This is a genomic window from Lacibacter sediminis, from assembly GCF_014168535.1.
In the GTDB taxonomy this organism is placed as follows: domain Bacteria; phylum Bacteroidota; class Bacteroidia; order Chitinophagales; family Chitinophagaceae; genus Lacibacter; species Lacibacter sediminis.
Genome location: NZ_CP060007.1, coordinates 5,026,452 through 5,046,250, shown reverse-complemented (window position 1 = coordinate 5,046,250; position 19,799 = coordinate 5,026,452). Strand labels below are relative to the sequence as shown.

At 39.7% G+C, this 19,799-nt stretch carries 13 protein-coding genes; all 13 read right to left on the bottom strand.

Going from position 1 to position 19,799, the window contains the following annotated elements:
- Positions 1 to 2 precede the first annotated feature (2 nt).
- Positions 3 to 3,359, bottom strand: coding sequence for a two-component regulator propeller domain-containing protein (locus tag H4075_RS21280; protein ID WP_182802860.1), 3,357 nt, complete (start codon positions 3,357 to 3,359; stop codon positions 3 to 5).
- Positions 3,360 to 3,361: 2 nt separating this feature from the next.
- Positions 3,362 to 8,623, bottom strand: coding sequence for an ATP-binding protein (locus tag H4075_RS21275; protein WP_182802858.1), 5,262 nt, complete (start codon positions 8,621 to 8,623; stop codon positions 3,362 to 3,364).
- Positions 8,620 to 10,701: a sensor histidine kinase gene (locus H4075_RS21735; RefSeq protein WP_255460260.1), complete on the bottom strand. Its 2,082-nt coding sequence runs from the start codon at positions 10,699 to 10,701 to the stop codon at positions 8,620 to 8,622. Before H4075_RS21735 ends, H4075_RS21275 begins: the two co-directional genes overlap by 4 nt.
- A 2-nt stretch (positions 10,702 to 10,703) precedes the next feature.
- Entirely contained in the window at positions 10,704 to 11,744 is a 1,041-nt protein-coding gene (locus H4075_RS21265; RefSeq protein WP_182802856.1) for a sensor histidine kinase, read from the bottom strand.
- Positions 11,745 to 12,884, bottom strand: a complete 1,140-nt coding sequence (locus H4075_RS21260; protein ID WP_182802854.1) for an FIST signal transduction protein — start codon at positions 12,882 to 12,884, stop codon at positions 11,745 to 11,747.
- A 35-nt stretch (positions 12,885 to 12,919) separates the two neighbouring features.
- Complete coding sequence (locus H4075_RS21255; protein WP_182802853.1) at positions 12,920 to 13,315, bottom strand: nuclear transport factor 2 family protein; 396 nt, start codon at positions 13,313 to 13,315, stop codon at positions 12,920 to 12,922.
- A gap of 62 nt (positions 13,316 to 13,377) precedes the next feature.
- Entirely contained in the window at positions 13,378 to 13,503 is a 126-nt protein-coding gene (locus H4075_RS21730; RefSeq protein ID WP_255460259.1) for a hypothetical protein, read from the bottom strand.
- A 105-nt stretch (positions 13,504 to 13,608) separates the two neighbouring features.
- A complete protein-coding gene (locus H4075_RS21250) occupies positions 13,609 to 14,193 on the bottom strand; it encodes an HD domain-containing protein (RefSeq protein WP_182802851.1) in 585 nt (194 codons plus the stop codon).
- A complete protein-coding gene (locus H4075_RS21245) occupies positions 14,180 to 15,079 on the bottom strand; it encodes a YitT family protein (RefSeq protein ID WP_182802849.1) in 900 nt (299 codons plus the stop codon). The genes H4075_RS21250 and H4075_RS21245 overlap by 14 nt, the downstream gene beginning before the upstream one ends.
- A gap of 122 nt (positions 15,080 to 15,201) precedes the next feature.
- Positions 15,202 to 16,623 (bottom strand): APC family permease, encoded by a 1,422-nt coding sequence (locus H4075_RS21240; protein ID WP_182802847.1) that lies wholly within the window; start codon positions 16,621 to 16,623, stop codon positions 15,202 to 15,204.
- 60 nt (positions 16,624 to 16,683) lie between these two features.
- Positions 16,684 to 18,003, bottom strand: a complete 1,320-nt coding sequence (locus H4075_RS21235) for an agmatine deiminase family protein (protein WP_220494819.1) — start codon at positions 18,001 to 18,003, stop codon at positions 16,684 to 16,686.
- A gap of 10 nt (positions 18,004 to 18,013) precedes the next feature.
- Positions 18,014 to 18,907: a hypothetical protein gene (locus H4075_RS21230; protein WP_182802846.1), complete on the bottom strand. Its 894-nt coding sequence runs from the start codon at positions 18,905 to 18,907 to the stop codon at positions 18,014 to 18,016.
- Position 18,908: 1 nt separating this feature from the next.
- Positions 18,909 to 19,796, bottom strand: a complete 888-nt coding sequence (locus H4075_RS21225; protein WP_182802844.1) for a hypothetical protein — start codon at positions 19,794 to 19,796, stop codon at positions 18,909 to 18,911.
- Between the last annotated feature and the right edge of the window lie 3 nt (positions 19,797 to 19,799).

The following is a 19,799-nucleotide window of genomic DNA, read 5'->3' as shown; positions in this document are numbered from 1 at the left end:
GATTATATGGGTAAAATAATACTGAATGTTGTGCCTTGTCCTTCTCTTGTTTCTACTTTCAATTCACCGCCATGTGCTTTTACAATATCATAACTCAACGATAAACCTAAACCCGTTCCTTGCCCGGTTGGTTTTGTTGTAAAGAACGGTTGAAATATTTTATCTAATACTTTTTGAGGAATTCCGTTACCGTTGTCACTTACTTTTATTTCAATCCTTCCATTATTCTTTTTGGTACTCACAGAAACTGTTGGCTCGTAATCCTGCACTCCAGATTTCTTTTTTTCGTCCACCACATAAAATGCATTCGTGATTAAATTCAAAATCACTCTTCCCATATCCTGTGGAATGATATTGATATTGCCAATGCTTTCATCATAGTTTGTTTTCAATGTTGCATTGAATAATTTATCTTTGGCACGAAGACCATGATATGCAAGTCGTAAGTATTCATCTGCTAATGCATTAATATCAGTTGGTTCTTTTTGCCCGGAACTTGAACGACTGTGTTGCAACATTCCCTTTACAATTGAGTCCGCCCGTTTTCCATGCTGAATAATTTTTTCTTCGTTACTGATTACATCATCGGCAATTGCTTTTGCATCATCCAGATTTCCTTTTTCCATTTCTTCTTTCATTTCTGTCAGCAATTCTTTGTTTACTTCCGAAAAATTGTTGACGAAGTTTAACGGGTTTTGAATTTCATGTGCAATGCCGGCTGTGAGTTCTCCCAATGAAGCCATTTTTTCTGATTGAATCAGTTGTGCCTGTGTTGCCTTCAACTCTGTATATGCTTTTTCAATTTCCCTGGCTTGTGCCAGTTCTTTTTGTTGTGTTCTTTCTCTTTCTCTTTTTACGATATAATATTTTTGGTACTTGTAAATGAAATACCCTAACAGGATAAATAGCAAAGCGTATAATCCATAAGCCCACCAGGTTTTCCACCATGGCGGAGAAACAATAATGGTGATTGTTTTTTCTGTTACAGAACCTTCACTGTTAATTGCTCTTACCCGAAGGGTAAAACGACCAGGAGGGACATTAAAAAAAGAAGCTTTGTGTTCTGTCAGCAGATTATTCCAGCCATTGTCAAAATTTTCGAGTTGATAGCTATACTTGATAGCTTCCGAAGAATTGTAGTTGAGCGCTATAAAATCAATTGAAAATGAATTTTGATTATAAGCAAGGTTGATTACTTCTGTTTTCCAAATAGGGTTTTTAAGAATACCATCTTCACCTGGAAATATCTCTTTGCCTCCAATACTGAGTTGAGTAAAATTTAATACCGGTGCCGGGCTGCTTACATTAATCTCTTGGGGATTAAACATGTAATACCCATTGTGACCACCAATAAATAATCGACCATCCGATGCCTTATAATTATTCAACCAATTCCAATTGGACGAAAAAATGCCATAGTCTGCATTAAATAGTTGCACACGTTCCCGGTTGGCATTAATTTTTAAGATAGCATTAGCCGTTGTAATCCAAAGTGTTTGTTGGTCGTCTTCTAATATGTTTAGTATCGACTCTATACCTGCAGGAAAACTGGGAGAATTAAAAGGCACAAATTGGTCTTTTACTTCATCATACTGAAACAAGCCAACATCAGTACCTGCCCATACGATGCCTTTTGCATCGGTTAATACAGCTTTCACAATGTAACCATTCAAATAGTGTTTGAAATAATTACTATCGCTAATAAATTTATCCACTCCGCCAAAATTGGCAAACCACAGATGGTTGTTTTTGTCTTTGGTGATACTGTAAACAGTGTTGCCGCTGATACCTTTTTTATCTTCGTCGTTGAAACGATACACTTTGAACTGATTAGTAGAACGATCAACTCTTGCTAAACCATGTTCACCTCCCAGCCACAGGTATTGTTTGTTTTCTATAAAAATGCAGTGAAGAGAATCCAATGTATTTCCAGGGCCTGCATTCAACGGTTTGACGTGTGTAAATTTCCCTGTTTCCGGATCAAAAAGATCAAGCCCACCCGCATGGGCAGCAATGTATAGCTTACCATTTTCATCGGGTTGTACAGCTACAACTGAATTATGGTTGATGCTATTGGAATTTTTTGGATCATGAGTCAAGTATTGTAAGGTATTAGCAGCAAGATCCTTTCGTACAAGCCCGGATTCCGTACCAAACCAAAGTATTTTACCATTCGGCTCTAGATAGAATGCATTGACTGCTTTTGTATTCGGGTAATAAGGAATTGATTTTTTGCCATAGGATACTGTATAAATATTGCCTGCAACACCCGTAATCCAAGTTGTACTATCGGCTGCTATCAGTATACGAAGAGCACCATTTTCCTTAAAACCTGTAATCGTGTCCTTTTCAAATGTGGAGATATTTTTTTTGCTTTGAGGTATCCCAAAATGATAGGTATGTTGGTCTTTGGGGTCATACCAATTGATACCGTTAGCATACGATCCAATCCAAATTTTACCTGCGTTGTCTTCGCTTATAAAAGTAATGGCATCAGTAGTGTCGTTTTTAATTGGCGAACTTAATTTTCCCGGTTGTGCAGGGTCAAATAAATGCCTTGTAAACTTACCCGTTTCTCTGTTGAGCGTATGTAAACCGTTTCCGCTTGTACCTACCCAAAAATTACCCTTACTGTCTTCAAAAATGGCCACAATGAATGAATTAATAAGAGCGTTCGGATTTAACGGATCTGCTTTGTAAAACGTTTGTTTGCCTGTAGCAGGATCAAGCCGAATAAGCCCTCCATTTTTCGTGACATTGTTAATTGGGTCACCACTCGAAAACCAGATGATTCCTTTTTTGTCTTCGTACACTATAAAAACTGATGCACTGATTTTAGCCGACTTTTCTTGAGCGATTATTGGGATTTGGATAAAGCTATTGGATTTGGCATCGAATGTTTCCAAGCCTTTGTTAGTTCCAAGCCATGGCTTGCCTGTATGATCAATCATGACACTAAAAACAGTATCGGAAATGATACTTTTGGGGTCAGCTTTGTTGTGCCTGAAGTGTGTGAAACTGTTGGTAACGGGGTCGAATCTATCAAGTCCACTACCCACGGGTGATAGCCAAATTTTACCCGAAGGATCTAATGCCATAGAAATGATGAAGTTGCTGGCAGGAGTATTTGAGTTTTCAGGATCATGTCTGAATGTTTTAAAAGTCTTGCCATCGTATCTAATAAGGCCTTTTGTAAAACTGCTAAACCAGATATAACCTTGCTGATCCTGTATCAATGCATTGGCCTGACCAAAGTGTTGCGTTTTTTCATCTACCTGTAAATTGAACTGTGGCAGCTGTGCCGTGGTTATTTGAGCAATAACAACCAACAATAAAAAGGGCAATAAAAATTTTCTCATACTCAATTTTCTTTTGTGTGTAATTGAATAATAAAAGATGTTCCTTCGTTTTCTTTTGTTTCTACTTTCAATTCACCGCCATGTGCTTTTACAATATCATAACTCAAACTCAAGCCCAAGCCGGTTCCTTGCCCTGTTGGTTTTGTTGTAAAGAAGGGTTGAAAGATTTTGTCGAATACTTTTTGAGGAATGCCATTGCCGTTATCCGTTACAGAAATCAGAACTTTATCGCCAATCTTTTTTGTACTAACTGAAACAGTTGGTTCGTAACCTTCAATGCCTTGTTTTGATTTTTCATTCACTACATAAAATGCATTTGTAATTAGGTTCAGAATTACTCTTCCCATATCCTGCGGAACGATATTTACCTTGCCAATGCTTTCATCATAATCAGTTTTTAATGAGGCATTGAACGATTTATCCTTTGCTCGTAAACCATGATAAGCCAATCGGAAATACTCATCCGTCAATGCATTGATATCATTGGGTTCTTTTTGCCCGGAACTTGAACGACTGTGTTGCAACATTCCTTTTACAATTCCATCAGCACGTTTTCCATGATGATTGATCTTTTCTAAATTCTGAATTAAATCCTGCATGATTTCTTTTGCTTCTTCTGTATCACCTTTATCAATGGCTTCTTTCATTTCATCAAGCAGTTCTTTACTTACTTCACTAAAGTTGTTGACGAAGTTTAACGGGTTTTGAATTTCATGGGCAATGCCGGCAGTGAGTTCACCGAGCGATGCCATCTTTTCGGATTGAATGAGTTGCTTTTGTGTGGTTTGCAGTTCTGATAAAGCTGTTTCCGCTTTTTGTTTTTCTTCCTTCAATCGTTGCAAGTCAAACCTTGCCTGTGTTAAATCCTTAAACCTTGAATAGGCCAATGAGAAAACAGAAGCAGCCCGTTGTAAAAGGTCCCAGCTTTCAGAAGATATGTCGCCGGCTGATGCAGCTCCAATGGCGCCATGTGAGAATTTATAGAGATGGTAGGTTCTGTCGGGTATACTCTCTCCATAATATCCCTGTAATGAAATGGATTGTTCTTCGCAGTAGTTGATCCATTCTTTCCGGTTGGCTCCCTGCATCAGAACGGATACCTGTTTTGCATCGGAGCTATAAAATTTTTCCATCTCTCTTCCTACCCATGTGTCGTGCAGTTGCAGCGGAAAATGATCACTGACTAATTTCTTTTCCTCCGACCTGCTGTCTTTCAACGCATACCAGCATTCTGTTCGGTCAATTGTTTCATCATGAATAAAAATGCTGCAGGTCTCCAGTTCTTCTACACCTAACAAACCCATTTCATGGCGAAGTACTTCAGCCACTTCTATCAATTCTTCGGGCTCTTGCATAGCCAGGGCCCTTGCACGTACTTTCTCCAATGCCGTTTCAATTTTTGCCTGGCGTGCCTGCGATTCTGCCCTTTTCAAATCGAGAAAACGGGTATAGGTTTGTTCGAATACTTTTGTGAAGCGTTTAAAAATGTCATGTGAGTCAGGAACTTTTTCATAGGTGATGAACAGCAGAAAACCTTGCGTGAATTTACAGAGATGGTTGATCTGATACGTAGGTAGCGATAGTCCCAGTTCGTCGATCTGATCAAACGTGGGTTTTAAATCGGGAAAGGATTTCATATAGTCATAGTGTTCTTCCAATGCCTTACCACCGAGTTCCTGCACCAACATTGTTTGTGCACTACGAATGAAATCACCCATTTCAGCAAAGGAAGCTTCACCAAACAGCCGAAGCTTAAACGGTGTTTGTAATGTTCCTTCACTACTCATACAGCAGATAGCAGATGTTTTATCCTCAGCTAGAATATTATAACCGCAGCTCCAGGCAGGAATACCCAATCCCTGCACTTCCAAAAATAATACGTTGGCTACCTCAGGCAATTCATCACTGGATTGCATACCCATTGTTCGTGACCTTGCTTTTTCGAGAGCAGCTTCAATTTTAGCTTCTCTTGCCTGTGCTTCTGCTTTCTGCAGATCAAGAAAACGGGTATAAGTTTGTTGAAATACTTTCGCAAAACGCAACATAATATCTGTTTGCTCCGCAGATAATTTTGTGCCGCCAACGATCAATATATACCCTTCCTTAAAATAAAAATTATGCAGAAATAATTTTGCGGGCGAAATGGCAATCAGTTCCGCTGCGCTTAACGGAAAATTTGTACTTCGTTCGGCAATAAACGTTTGGTGTTTGATCGTTTCGTTTTCATCCATTTCAACAATGAAAAAAGAATTTCCTTTTTTCCAGTTCTCCACCACCTGTTGCATATGAATAGTTTCATTATGCGGAATGATCACAGGCACTGGCATTATTTTTTTTGTACCCGGATGAGGTGTGTAATTCAATCCATTCTTTTCTTCCTCATCTATTAATACATAACCGGCCGTTAGGATTTCAATGCCGAGCTTTTGCATTTCTAAAAAAAGTATTTCACCAGCTTCGAGCAACTCATCGCTTTTGTGCATAGCCATACTCCTGCTTCTCACTCTTTCCAATGCTGCTTCTATCTGTGCTTCTTTTGCCTGTGCTTCTGCTTTTTGCAGATCTAGAAAGCGGGTGTAGGATTGCTCGAAAACTTTGCCGAAACGTTCAAGAATATTCAATTCTTCGTTTGATATCGAGTTTTCACTCACTGTTTGGAGTCCGCTATACTTGAAGAATGTAAAACCCGCCACATATCTTTTCAGAGCTCTATTCGCTTGCTGAACATGTGTTGGGAAACGCCGGAATTCCGTCTTTGTATAAAGGTATTCATCATAGATTTTTTTCTCTTCTCCCTCTATGGTATAGATAAAATTTTTCTTCTGTTCTTTCCATGCATCCCACATCGCATCATGAAAAGGATAATCTTCGAATTTCATGTAATAGGATTCAGGGTCCTTTCCCGTTTCGGGGTTAGCTGCCCAAACTGTATTGCTCTTGTCTTGCTCATCTATCAGGTTGATGATACAGAAGGTAAGCGTAAATTCAAGATTCGTAAACTCCCTGAGAAGTGTATCAACCACAGCAGATAACTCTGATGAGTGATGCATGGCCAGGCTCCGGGATCTTACTCTTTCCAGTGCCGTTTCAATTTTTGCCTCTCTTGCCTGTGCTTCTGCTTTTTGCAGATCGAGGAAACGGGTATAGGTTTGTTGAAACACTTTTCCAAAACGCAAGAGCGTATTGTTTTCATCATCGGTATAAGGATTGCCTGAAAAATTTTCGATATACAGGGCAACATTTTCTAACAACACAGTTGATGCTGCAAGAGCGGGGCAGTTTAAATAAAAATCTTTTGATGCTTCCGGTAAACCGGGAACGAAGGATAGAAGCTCTCTATAAAATTTGTTCTTTTCTTCAAAATTTAAATGAGTGGCAAAGAAATCTATTCCTTTTTCTTTTGCTTCATTAAATTGATTGGCCCAAACAGAATCAAAATATGGATGTGTTATTTTAGAAGGAATGTCCTGCTCATCAGCGATCCAGAAATACCAATCGCCTTTCGGCTTATAGTCAACAACAAAGCCGGCATGGTCAAGATGAATGTTTAAATGCCTGAGCTGCTGGTAAACAATTTTAATGACTTCTTTCAGTTCTTCACTTTTTTGCATACCCATGGAACGGCTTCTCACCCTTTCCAATGCAGCTTCAATTTGTGATTCTCTTGCCTGAGCTTCTGCTTTTTGTAAGTCCAAAAATCTTGTGTAAGTCTGTTCAAATACTTTTGCAAAGCGTTTAAACACATCATGCATTTTTGGGAAATGCTCGTAGGTAATAAATATCAGGTTACCATATGCGAAATTGGCAAGGTGATCAATTTGAAATTTGGGTAACTCAAAGCCGGCATCCAGCATACTTTGCAGCAAATCACCCACTCCGGGAAGCGAAAGCATATACCTGTAATGATCCGTCTGTTCTTCGCCTTCTTTTTCAAATACTAAAAGTTCTTCTCCTCGTCTTCTCGATTCATCGAAACGCTTAAAAACCGGATGTTCAGTTAATGGAATTTTGCAGGGCGAAGGAGATATGATACCATCAGGGCTTCCGGGGTAATACGTAAACTCCTTATCACCGATGTTCCAGATATTAAACCCACAATTCCATTGAGGAACTCCCAACCCTTTTACCTGCTGGAATAAAACAGTGGCAACATCCACCAACTCTTCACTGCGTTGCATAGCCATTGTTCTTGCACGCACTCTTTCCAATGCCAATTCTATTTCTGCTTCTCTGGCCTGTGCTTCGGCCTGCGCCACATCTGCATAACGGCGGTACGCAAAGTCAAACACATTTCTGAATCGCTTCAGTACATTCAGTTGTTCTTCTGTAATAGGACTGAATGTTGAAATGCCGATAGCGCCCACTTCAATGGAATAGAAATAATAGTAAAGTGCAGTAATATTATTCAGCCGTGGATCTTCGTATTCACCACTATCTCTTCGCCGTTGTTTCCAGCTTTCCAATTGCTCATTTGTTACAATCAGTTCAGCAAATGCATCCTTTGAGTTTTTGATAGTTTTCTGGAATTCCTCAAACACAGGATGACTGCTGTATGATAGGATGGCTTTATTTCCTCCTGTTTCGTCTGAATAATCATAATCAATTAGTGAATTGCTTTCATCATCCCAAAAATTGATCAGCGTATTTCTTAATTGGGAGAAACCGAGTGATTGCAATTCTGTGAACATTATTTTACAGATCGCAAGAATGTCATCGGGTTTGTTCATGCCCATTGCTTCAGCTCTTACTTTTTCTAGGGCAGTTTCAATTTCCAATTCAACAGTGCGGCTTTTCACTGCTGCCTGCAACTTTGCATTTTCTGCCTTTAATGCGTCAATGGAAAACGCTTCTCCCTCCATTGCTTTCATATCGGGATAGGAACCATGTTGATGTAAAGCGATCCATCCGGTTTCTGTTTTTTCTAATAAGGTTGACATTCGAAAAGGACCATAGAATGTCCATTCGCCTTCAATTTTCACAAACAGATCGGTGAATTCATGCACCATCATGTATTCGCCATAAGGGATCAACTCTACTTTACGATTACGTATATCAACTGTGCCCAGCATTTGATCCAGGATGCTGTTGGTGTAATCAATAATTTCCTGTTTACTGTTCCAAATCTCTTCTTTCGTTCCTCCTATATTCCGGTAATCGTCACGAATGAATGTTGACCATGTTTCGATATCACCTTTTAAATAAGTGGTCCAATAGGTATCAAGCCAATTAGCCAATTCTTCTTTTAGTGCTGGAGTTACGTTCATCCGTTGGTCGTATTAATTGGTAATTGAATAATAAACTCACTTCCTTCACCATCTCTTGTTTCAACTTTCAACTCTCCACCATGTGCTTTTACAATATCATAACTCAAACTCAATCCCAATCCTGTTCCTTGCCCCGTTGGCTTGGTGGTGAAGAAGGGTTGAAATATTTTATCCAGTACTTTTTGCGGAATGCCACCCCCATTGTCAGATACTTTTATTTGAACACCCCGACCCCTTGAAGGGGGCTGAATCGAACTTGTTGTAACGGTAACAGTTGGTTGATAACCGGCAATATTTTGCCTCGATTTTTCATCCACAGCATAAAACGCATTGGTAATTAAATTCAAAATGACTCTTCCAATATCCTGCGGAATGATGTTGATGTTGCCGATGGTTACATCAAAATCTGTTTTCATCGTTGCATTGAACGATTTGTCTTTTGCACGAAGACCGTGATAAGCTAACCGTAAATATTCATCTGCCAATACATTAATATCTGTTGGCTCTTTTACGCCGCTGCTGCTGCGGCTGTGTTGCAACATTCCTTTTACAATAGCATCGGCCCGCTTACCGTGATGATTGATTTTTTCCAGGTTTTGTTTTACATCATTCGCAATCGCTTTTGCTTCTTCAATATCTCCTTTCGTTAATTCTTCATTCATTTCATCAATCAATTCATTACTTACTTCACTGAAATTGTTGACGAAGTTCAATGGGTTTTGAATTTCATGAGCAATACCTGCGGTGAGCTCACCAAGGCTGGCCATTTTTTCTGATTGGATGAGTTGCGATTGTGTAGATTTCAGTTCCTGCAAAGCAGCATCAGCTTTTTCTTTCTGCAAATCGGTCTCAGCTTTTTGCATTTGCAACAGAGTATAGGCTTTCTGTTTTTGCCGGTTGTTGCGATAGATCAGCAAAATGATAATCATGGCCACCCCAATACCTGCAAACAAAATATACATCCTTCGTTTGTTTTCGGCTTCTGTTCGCTTCTTTTCTTCTTCCTGCAACCGCATCTGTTCATCTAATATTAAACGTTGAAAGGCCGAAAGTCTGCTTAATTTATTGGTTGTTAAACTATCCTTCACCGTAATTGCAAGTTGAAGATATTTGTTGCTGCTGTCGGTATTTCTTTTTAGTGAATAGGCCATAGCAAGATTCTGGTACACTTTACCAAGGTTTATGTCTCTGGACCAGAAGGTAGTAACACCGCCAAGTGATTCAACTACTGCAAGGGTTTTAGCTGCATAATGCAGCGATGAATCGGCATTGCTCTTTGTTTTGTAGTAGTTAGTGAGGCTTTCATATACACCGGCAACAACAGTAAAGTTTGCTTCCGGGATGGCATATTGAAGCGACTTGTGATAATAATTCAATGCCATGCTGTCAAGTCGTTTTTGCCAATAAATATCTCCTATAACAGAATAAATATTAGAAAGGTATTTTGAAATACCGCCACGAATGCCCCACACTTCACCTTCATTTGCATATAGCAATGCAGAATCCGGCTGGTTTAACTGTAAGTAATTTGTGGCCAGCACCATATCGGCAACAGTAACCCGAAAGGCATTGCCGATTTCTATACCAATTCTTCTCCCTTCTTTGAAATAATGAATGCTTTCTTTACTGCCGGTTTGCAATTTTAAATGACCAAACATGTGGTTGATCATTGATAAGGCAATCTCCCGGCTTTTACCCGGTGTAATAAACGGGGTAAGTTCCCAGGTTGCTGTGTTCTTACTTTTTAAAGCAATTTGCATTGCTTCTGTAAGATTGGTTAATGCCTCGCTAAAGCGACCAAGATAAATTTGCTGGTAAGCTATTTGACCTTGTGTATGTGCTTCTTCAATTGGACGATTATACTTTTTAGCAATGGCATACCGCAGCTCTGCATAGTGAAGTGCTGAATCACGGTTGGTTTCTTCATAAAAAGTATAGATGGCTCTGGATACTTTAAACCTCACTGAATCATTTGGAGCTTCCTGAAAAGAAATTTTTAAACTATCGGGCAATGTTTGCTGAGCCTTTACAGCAAGGGAAACGGATACAAAAAGAAGTATGATGATGAGTTGCTTCATAGTTATAACGAATCTGGTAGTTGAATAATAAACATTGACCCCTCATTCTCTTTTGTTTCGACTTTCAACTCCCCACCGTGTGCTTTTACAATATCATAACTCAACGATAGGCCCAAACCAGTTCCCTGTCCGGTTGGTTTAGTCGTGAAGAAAGGTTGGAAAATTTTATCCAGTGCTTTTTGTGGAATGCCTGTACCATTGTCTTTTACATGGATCTCAATTCGATCGTTCAGTTTTTTTGTACTCACCGAAACAACGGGTTCGTAGTGTTCGGGCTGTTGTTTTTTTCTTTCTGATACGGCATAGAATGCATTGGTGATCAGATTAAGCACCACACGGCCAATATCCTGCGGAATAATTTTTATTAAGCCTATTGTTGCATCAAGATCTGTTTTCATGGCTGCATTAAATGTTTTGTCTTTTGCACGTAAGCCATGATAAGCTAACCGTAAATATTCATCGGCCAGTGCATTGATATCGGTCAGTTCTTTTTGCCCACTGCTGCTGCGGCTGTGTTGCAACATTCCTTTTACGATATCACCTGCACGTTTGCCATGATGGTTTATTTTTTCGAGATTCTGTTTTAAATCATTTGCTATTTGTTTTGCATCTTCTAAGTTTCCTTTTTCGATCTCTTCATTCATTTCATCCACCAACTCTGTACTTACTTCCGAAAAATTGTTGACGAAGTTTAACGGGTTTTGAATTTCATGAGCAATACCTGCTGTGAGTTCACCAAGGCTTGCCATTTTTTCTGATTGGATCAACTGTGCCTGTGCAGCTTTTAATTCTTCTAATGATTTTGTCAATGCGGCATTTGTTTCTTCAATGGCTTTTCTTTTCTGCTCCAGCTCTTCAATCGTTTCCTCTAGTAAAATAGCCGTGGTGCGTTTAACTTTTTCGGTACGGTCCAGTTTGAACGCTGTTATCTCTAATTCTTTATCCGCATCTTTCAGCAATTTTGTAATCGCATTCTTCTGTTCACCTGTTAACGCTTCATCCTGTTGAATTAAACTCAATATGTTTTGTAAATGCTGATTCATTTATTTTTCTTTTAATGCCACACAACAGGTTGTGAGATTATGCATTTCTAAATTTCCGCCGGTAGCTCTTGCCAGTTCTGCATTTGAGAACATTCCCAGCATCGGTACATTCCACACATTTTTGATACCTTCAATTTCCTGTGTCATCAAAGGACCCAATGAAAGTATTCTTCCGGCGCAACTAAACACGACCAACGCATCAGCATCAGGCATTTTTGTTGCTTTCAGATTTTCCACGCCTTTAATTACTTTTTCCATTACATCAAAATCAGGAGGTAGGGAAAAACGAACTTTTGATCCCTGGGGCACTGAGCCACTGCAGTAAAATGAACGGTCGCTCCAGTCGATCACTAATCCCGGCCGCATAACAGGATCGCCTTTTTCACGTTGTAACTGCAACGGGAAATTAGCAGCAATTTCCAATAGGAGTCCTTCATTATCCGGCGATACGTTTTCAAGTCCACCGTACTTGGTAGTAATATCCAGCACAGGTATATCATCAACAGTGTACACGTGATTGCCTGTACTTTTTGTTACGGTTCGTTCAGTACCCACTGCTCTCCAGCCACAGGTAGCAACACCTTTGATCGTTACCTTCTCTTCATCGAAAGCAATACATACCATTCCCCGTGAACTTTCATGTTCATTGGTAAATACAAACTGATCGGAAAAAGTAAAATCATCCCCAGCCATACCACCATACACATTTACATCCTTTCCAACCACATCTTCGAAACCAAATAATAATTCTTCTGCATCGGTTTCCATATTGCTGCCTGCAATAAAAAAGGCAGGCGTAGCAAATTTCTCTTTCGCTTTACGTGCAACAGCATTTGTTATGGCACGATAATTTTTTTCAGGATACTCTTCAAAGTACAATTCAAAGTAATTTTTATTGATCTCGAGCAGAAGAATAGCTGCCGAACCTTTTTCTGTTTCTTCATCAATAAACTCGCCATTGGTAGTGGTGCCGAATATGGCTATGTCTGCTTCATCTAACAATTTGCAGATGGCTTTACGGTCTTGTTTGATAGATACAAAAGCGATCGCAAGGGTGGGCTTAAAACCATCATTCATGCTTTGCAGCAAGGCATTTTTTATTTCTTCGGTTGAATTTCCTTTGATTGATTTTGCCTGCATGATAGAAATTAATTTTTTAAAAACTGTTGATACAATTATTTCATAGCGTCTGTAACCTGTTTCGTATCGGTATATTGCTGGAAACCTGTTGCTTTACCATTACTCAACGTCCAGATATGTGTGAACTGGGCTTTGATAACTTTCCCTGTGATCTTATGTTTTGCATTGTATCTGCCGGTTACAATAATTTTGTCGCCGGTTGATTCATGATACTCATGATCAGACAAGGTCCAGTATTCCCAATCGGCAGCAATACGACCAAACACACCTGCTGCAACAGCACCAGGTCCTATATAAGGATTGTTGTCTGCATAAGGAAAGTTCTCGGCTTCGTTCCATTCAATCGCTGCGTCCATACCGTTTAAAAAACCCGGGAAATCGCCGGTGGCCACTGCCTGATACATGTCTTTAATGATGGTTAAGTTTTGCATGATTGTAAATTTTGGGGTTTTGATTATTATTATAATGCGTTGTTCTTATTTTTCTTTTAATGTTACACGGCAACAGGCGGTTGAATGAAAATGATTACCGGCGCAGGCGTCTTACCACTGGCCACCATTTGCTCCAATTCAGTTTTTATTTTTTCAGTTGAGTTTCCGCAAAGCGATTTAGCCCGCATGTGTAGCTGGTTTATTAAATTGAATTTGGGTGGAGAATACAGATATAAAAGCGTGGCGGCTTTTAATTAAGGATATTAAATCAGGACAGTGCTTCTGATAAAAAATTATTCGCTGGCAGCTATTAACTCTTTTAAGTAAGCCTGTTTTAAGTGCTCTTTTTTTTCTTTGCAATACGATGTGAAATATTGATGGTTTTGCAAAAAATTAATTTGCATTTTATTCCATTCAGCCTGGGTTAAAGAGGGAGTCAGCGATTGTAACTCTTTAAATAAATCTACTGCTTTTTCTGCTGCAGTGTTGGTGCCTAAATATTCCAAATCAGCATCAGCCAGTATTTCTTCTAATTTGTTTGTAGGTGATTGCGGAACTTTTGTTGCCATGATCATTCCGCAAATGATCTCAATGTCATTAGCTGAAAAATCGAATTGAGGTAAGTATTGTTGTGCAAGTCTGCAGCTTTCTTCTTCGTGACCGTTATACACTACAATGCAACCTGCATCATGCCACAATCCGGCAGTGCGGATGAGTGTTATCTCTTCTTCGGTACAATGCTCATGACGGGCAATTTCTTCGGCCTTTTTTGTAACATACAGCGCATGCTCAAAATTGTGATATATAAAATGAGCAGGCAGTTTGCTGCTTAACAGGCTTGCAAGAAATTGTTGCATTTTTGCTTCAGGAATGCCCATGTGCTTTTGCTTTTAAAATGCCTCCCGCTGCTTCTTTAATGCTTTGAACATATACAAATGCTTTATTGTCGATACCCATAATGGCATTTTGTATTTGATGAACTTCTAAACGGGTTACAATGGTTACAATAATTTCGCAATCTGTTTTTATTTCAAAGCTGCCCGGCAGGTATCCTCTTTCTCCTTTGTAAACGGTAATACCTTTACCCAGTTCATTAACGAGGTAGTCTTTTACAGCTTCCTGCTGTGCTGAAATGATGTTGATGGCAGTGTATTGTTCAATACCATCAACCACATAATCTGTTGCACGTGTAGCAGTAAAATAAGTAATGAGCGAGTACATCGCTGTTTCTAAACCAAACTGGAACGCAGCCGCCGCAAAAATGAGCGCATTAAAAAGTAAAATGATCTCACTGTTCGAAAAACCTGTTTTTCGTTTGGTAAAAACGGCCAGTACCTCTGCACCATCAATCACTCCACCTGAGCGGAGTACCAGGCCCACTCCCGTGCCAATAAGCAAACCCCCGAAAATGGCTATCAGCAAACGATCTGTAGTAATGGGATTAATATCAATAAACAGCAACCCCGCTGCCAATACCAACACAGCAAGAATTGTTTGTACTGCAAAGGTTTTACCAATACGTTTATAACCAAGATAAATAAAGGGAAGATTAAGCACCAGTACCAGTAAGCTGATATTTACATGAAACACTTCATGTAAAAGAATAGAGATGCCGGTAATACCGCCATCTAAAAACTTGTTGGGAATCATAAAACCACGCATAGCAAGTACTGCGAGCGCACAACCAATAATGGTTTGCATCAGGTTACTCAACTTTAAAACCTGTTTCCAGTTTATAGTATCAGTGCGGTTTTTGAGGCTCATGCAGGGTGAGTTGGGTTTGTTTTACAATGTAAGATAGTTTACTGACTTTGGCTGTTCCTGTTCACTTCAAATGCAGCAGATGATGGGCTTAGATCTTTTAAAGGTGTTCTCTTTCAATCCGGTTATACCGTGTTACTTTTTTTATGTTTGAAATAGAAATAGAAGAACATCCCGATCAGCACTAATCCGGAGCCAATGAGCGAATGTTTTGGGTGTGTAACAACTGTATTGATGACCAGTGCAAGCGAGAATAATATAATAACTGCAGGTATAACAGGATAGCCGATCACTTTCACCTTAATGCTTCCGTTGCTTTTCATTTTGAACAGTGCCACTGCCACTAGACCATAAAAGAGGAAGCCCACAAAAATAACCATGTCGGTAAGCATATCAAACGTACCGGACATCACCAATACAGAACTCCATGTCATTGTATATAGCAACGCAACAGAAGGTGTACGATGCACAGGATGCACTTTTGCTGCATGTTTAAAAAAGAAACCTCCCTGTGCCATACGGAAATAGATACGGGCATGCGCCAGAATGATTCCGTTGAGAGAACCAAATACAGATACCATGATGAGTGCAACGAGCAAGGTTTGTCCTGCCTTACCCAACAGTGTTTCTGCAACTACTGCAGCACCGATCTGGGTTTGCTCTACTGCTCTCAATGCACTTAGCGGAAGCACATGCATGTATGCCGCATTTGCCAGCAGGTACAGCGACATGGCAATAGCAACCCCGCTCATAATGGCAATGGGAATATTTCGTTTCGGATTTTTTATTTCGCCGGTGATGAATGAAATATTGCTCCATCCATCGTAAGCCCAAAAGGCACTGAGCATGGCTGCCAGCACCGCACTTAATAATGGAACACCTGTTAAAGGAGCAGTTGTTTCTGCTGCAATCACTACCTGCGCATCAGCTGTATGTGAATACGAAAGACCGAGGACGATGAGTAAAAGAATACCGAGGATCTTGGCTGATGTAACAATATTGTTTACGAGACCGCCATGTTGTATACCACGATAGTTGATCCATGTTAATAATACAATAGCAGAAATTGCCAGTAACTTAATTCCTCCTTCCGCAAATGGAAAAACAAAACCGCCAATGGACAGATGTTCCAACGAGTGGAATGGATTACCCAACGGAATAAACACATTCACTGTTTGTGCAAAGATGAAACCCAATGCAGCAACAGATGCAGTGCCAATGATGCTGAAATCGGTCCAGCCGAAAATAAACGAAAAGAAATTGCCGAATGAAAGACGCAGGTATTCATACACACCACCTGACTCTTCGGTTAAAGAAGCTAACCCGGCTAATGTAAAAGCACCAAACATGGTAATGATACCTGCGCCCGCCCAGGCGAGTAGAATCCATGTTTCACTCAAACCGGTTTGTGCCATGGGAACGATCTTCTTGAACACACCGGAACCGATCATCATTCCTGCTACCAGCAAAATACCGGTAGTTAATCCAAGTACTCGATTGAGCGTTGGTTGCTCATTGCCTGGAGATGAATTGGTTTCGATACTCATGACAAGTGGAGTTTTGGTTATACTAATGTAATCAGCATTATTTGTAAATGAAAGATTGTTTTATTTCTTCTTTGCAGGTTGCTGCTGTGTACTGCAATGAATACCGCCACCGCTCCAGTTAAGATTCATGGCATCAATAAACACAAGTTTTCGTCCGGGAAACTGTTGTTCAAATATTTTGCGCACCTGTTCTTCTTTTTCGTTGGACGAACCTGTGTGCGAATACTTTGGTAACAGCACAACGCCATTCGTTACTAAATAATTCATATAGCTTGACGCAGGCACCCGCAATAAACTATCACCCACCTTTGGTGCTTCTTTAGGAACAAAACTGTTTACGGTTACATCAAATGTTTTTTCAGTATCACCGATTGTTTCTCTAGCCACAATTTTTTTAGTGATCAGGTCGGGTAAAGGAACTTTAATAATGTTGAACGGTTGACCATCCTGATCGGTTGACTGTTCAAGTATCTGCAGGTTTTCACTCATGCGTTCATAATTCATTTGGTTGATGGGGTTGAGATCTTTTTCCTTTTCATCAACCCATGCAAGCAGGATGGTATTGCTGTTTGCAAAACGGACAAACTCATCGGTATGCCCACCCGTGCCACCGCCAACGTAGTTTCCGTTGATTCTTCTGAAATAACGATGCGGATCATCGGCCAGTCCTTTTTTCATCCAGATGATTTTTGTAACACCCAGCACACGTTTAAATTCTGTTTCAATGTATTCTTTCGTCATGCCGGGATTTCTTTGGAGTACCGTTGCTTCGCATAGGATGAGAGTTCCTTCTCCATTTACTTCAATGGCACCGCCTTCGTGTACAACGTTTGTAGTAAGCAGAGCCGCTTTTTCGTTTACTGCCATCAGGCTGTCAACATTTTCTGTTGCATTCATCATCGCTTTCCTGCGGTCAAGATATTTATTGACACTATCCTTGTTGCCGTTGTATTTTTCTTCGAGAAAACCAGGCAGGCCATACCCATTCCAACCAAAATCTGCAACGCCTAATTCACCATTAGCATTTATGAGAAATGCAGCACCATGATCTCTTATCCAGTAACGGTCGCCGGGCATAATGTAAGATTGATAACTGTTACTGTCGATGCCATGTGCACTGAGGTATGCTTTGGCTTGATGCATGAGTGTATCGTTATGAAAAGCAATTTTTACGTTTACATTCCCCGCAAGTGATTTAAGAATATTTACAACCACAGGATAGTAATCAAGCAGACTGTCTTTTTCCCAACCTAGCCATACCGCATCATGTTGTTCCCACTCGGCAGGCATGTAAAATGTTTCGGGTGCACGTTGTTGTTTGTTTGAGTTGCAGCTAAGAATAAAGAAAGCAGAAAGCAGGAGAAACGTGATTGATTTCATGTTACTATTTTTATTCAAGATGATATTCTTTTTCTAAAAAAGCAATAATACGTACTGCCTTTACACGCAATTGGGTGAGCCTTGTATCAAGAATCCGGTTACTCCCTTTTAATTGATGAATACGATAAGCTAAATCCTGGTGCAATGAGGCATCATAAGAACGTAACGGCGGATTACCGGCAGGTTTATTAATGATATTGTTATCGTCCAGCATTTTATCAAAAACATAGGGGTCAAATATCGCTGACATTAAAGGATCAACATCTCTTCGCTCATCCCGTTCATCTGCTATATTGCCAAGAATTGTTTCAACCAGTTTCTGATAACTGATGATACTGTCAGCTGCCTGTTCATTCCGGATCAGTCGTAATGCTCCTGAATTTTTTAACTGAGTAATGGTTCTGTCACTTGGTTGAAAACGCCTGGTTCGTATAAGAACTCTTCCCAAATAATAAAATTCACCCTCATTGCCTTTGATCGTTTGTGTTTCTAAAAACTTCATCATGGAATCCAACTGTTCTTTTCTTGATATTTGATACACAAGATTTCGGTTGATGGAAGCCGTATCTGTTTTTAGATCCTCTATATAAGATTTAATGAATTGTTTTTCCCTGCTATTTTCTATTACATGCTCCAACTGATACTCTGCTAAAAACCCACAGAACACAGCAAGGAACAACATTAAAAATTCCCAGAAATAACTTTTCCAGTTTTTCTTTCCATGGCTTTCGTGTGAATGATGATGTACTTCCATGTTTTTTGTTTCTGATGTAGGATTTATGATGTTTGATGTTTCAGCAGCAGGTATAATAGTTTCATCAGTTGAAGGAATATTCAACTGTGAGTCTTGCTGTGGACTTTCGTCTGTTGACGATAGACTTTCTTTCTTTTCTTCTTCGCTCATATTATTCAAGATGATATTCTTTTTTTAAAGTAGCTATCAGATTGATCGCTTCTTTTTCCATTTCTTGCAGCCGGACTACATACATCTGCATAACGCCTTTAAACATTATCGACTTGTTGGCGAGCTCTAATAACTTTGTTTGATCCGGATTGATAAGTTTTACAGAATCGTATGTTAAACGAGAAGTTTTGCTTTTTTTATGAAGCTCCACATAATTCAGAAGTTTTGCTGATGCTTCTGTTGTCTGTGTCAGATATTCTTCATAATAGCTTTGCTGGTTAATAACCATTTTACCCCTTCTGTCGTATGCATCAATGCATGCTGCAGCTTTCTTATTCCTGATCAGCCTCATACCACCGGAGTTTTTTAACTGAAATAAAGTACGATCAGTAGGATAAATCAGGTCGGGGCGGTACACAAAATATCTATGAAATCTATAGATACGTGAATTTTCAATTTGTGTACCCTTATAATTAATGCTGGCAATTGCCTGACTGTCTGCATAAGCAATCCTGCTCAGGTTTTCTGGAATGACTTCATGAATCATAGCTGTATCAGCTTCAGCATCTTCAATCATTGATATAATAAATTCTTTCTCCCGGTGCCGCTCAATCGTTTGCTCCAGTTGATACTCCGCTAAAAATCCGCAGAACACAGCGAGGAACAACATTAAAAATTCCCAGAAATATGATTTCCAGTTTTTCTTGTGATGAGGTGCGGCGGGGTCGTGGGCATGATGATGTACTTCCATATCTTGTTCAGTTACGGGTGGTGGGTTATGAGTTATGGGTTGTTCTCCTTCAATAATAGGTTCATCAGTTGCAGGAATATTCAACTGCGGTTCTTGCTGTTGACTATCGCTTGTTGACGGTGGACTTTTTTCTTCCATAAA

What these genes read in the sequence shown, in the direction of transcription:
- H4075_RS21280 (WP_182802860.1), bottom strand. Translation starts at nt 3,359, where the DNA reads ATGAGAAAATTTTTATTGCCCTTTTTATTGTTGGTTGTTATTGCTCAA.
- H4075_RS21275 (WP_182802858.1), bottom strand. Translation starts at nt 8,623, where the DNA reads ATGAACGTAACTCCAGCACTAAAAGAAGAATTGGCTAATTGGCTTGAT.
- H4075_RS21735 (WP_255460260.1), bottom strand. Translation starts at nt 10,701, where the DNA reads ATGAAGCAACTCATCATCATACTTCTTTTTGTATCCGTTTCCCTTGCT.
- H4075_RS21265 (WP_182802856.1), bottom strand. Translation starts at nt 11,744, where the DNA reads ATGAATCAGCATTTACAAAACATATTGAGTTTAATTCAACAGGATGAA.
- H4075_RS21260 (WP_182802854.1), bottom strand. Translation starts at nt 12,884, where the DNA reads ATGCAGGCAAAATCAATCAAAGGAAATTCAACCGAAGAAATAAAAAAT.
- H4075_RS21255 (WP_182802853.1), bottom strand. Translation starts at nt 13,315, where the DNA reads ATGCAAAACTTAACCATCATTAAAGACATGTATCAGGCAGTGGCCACC.
- H4075_RS21730 (WP_255460259.1), bottom strand. Translation starts at nt 13,503, where the DNA reads ATGCGGGCTAAATCGCTTTGCGGAAACTCAACTGAAAAAATAAAAACT.
- H4075_RS21250 (WP_182802851.1), bottom strand. Translation starts at nt 14,193, where the DNA reads ATGGGCATTCCTGAAGCAAAAATGCAACAATTTCTTGCAAGCCTGTTA.
- H4075_RS21245 (WP_182802849.1), bottom strand. Translation starts at nt 15,079, where the DNA reads ATGAGCCTCAAAAACCGCACTGATACTATAAACTGGAAACAGGTTTTA.
- H4075_RS21240 (WP_182802847.1), bottom strand. Translation starts at nt 16,623, where the DNA reads ATGAGTATCGAAACCAATTCATCTCCAGGCAATGAGCAACCAACGCTC.
- H4075_RS21235 (WP_220494819.1), bottom strand. Translation starts at nt 18,003, where the DNA reads ATGAAATCAATCACGTTTCTCCTGCTTTCTGCTTTCTTTATTCTTAGC.
- H4075_RS21230 (WP_182802846.1), bottom strand. Translation starts at nt 18,907, where the DNA reads ATGAGCGAAGAAGAAAAGAAAGAAAGTCTATCGTCAACAGACGAAAGT.
- H4075_RS21225 (WP_182802844.1), bottom strand. Translation starts at nt 19,796, where the DNA reads ATGGAAGAAAAAAGTCCACCGTCAACAAGCGATAGTCAACAGCAAGAA.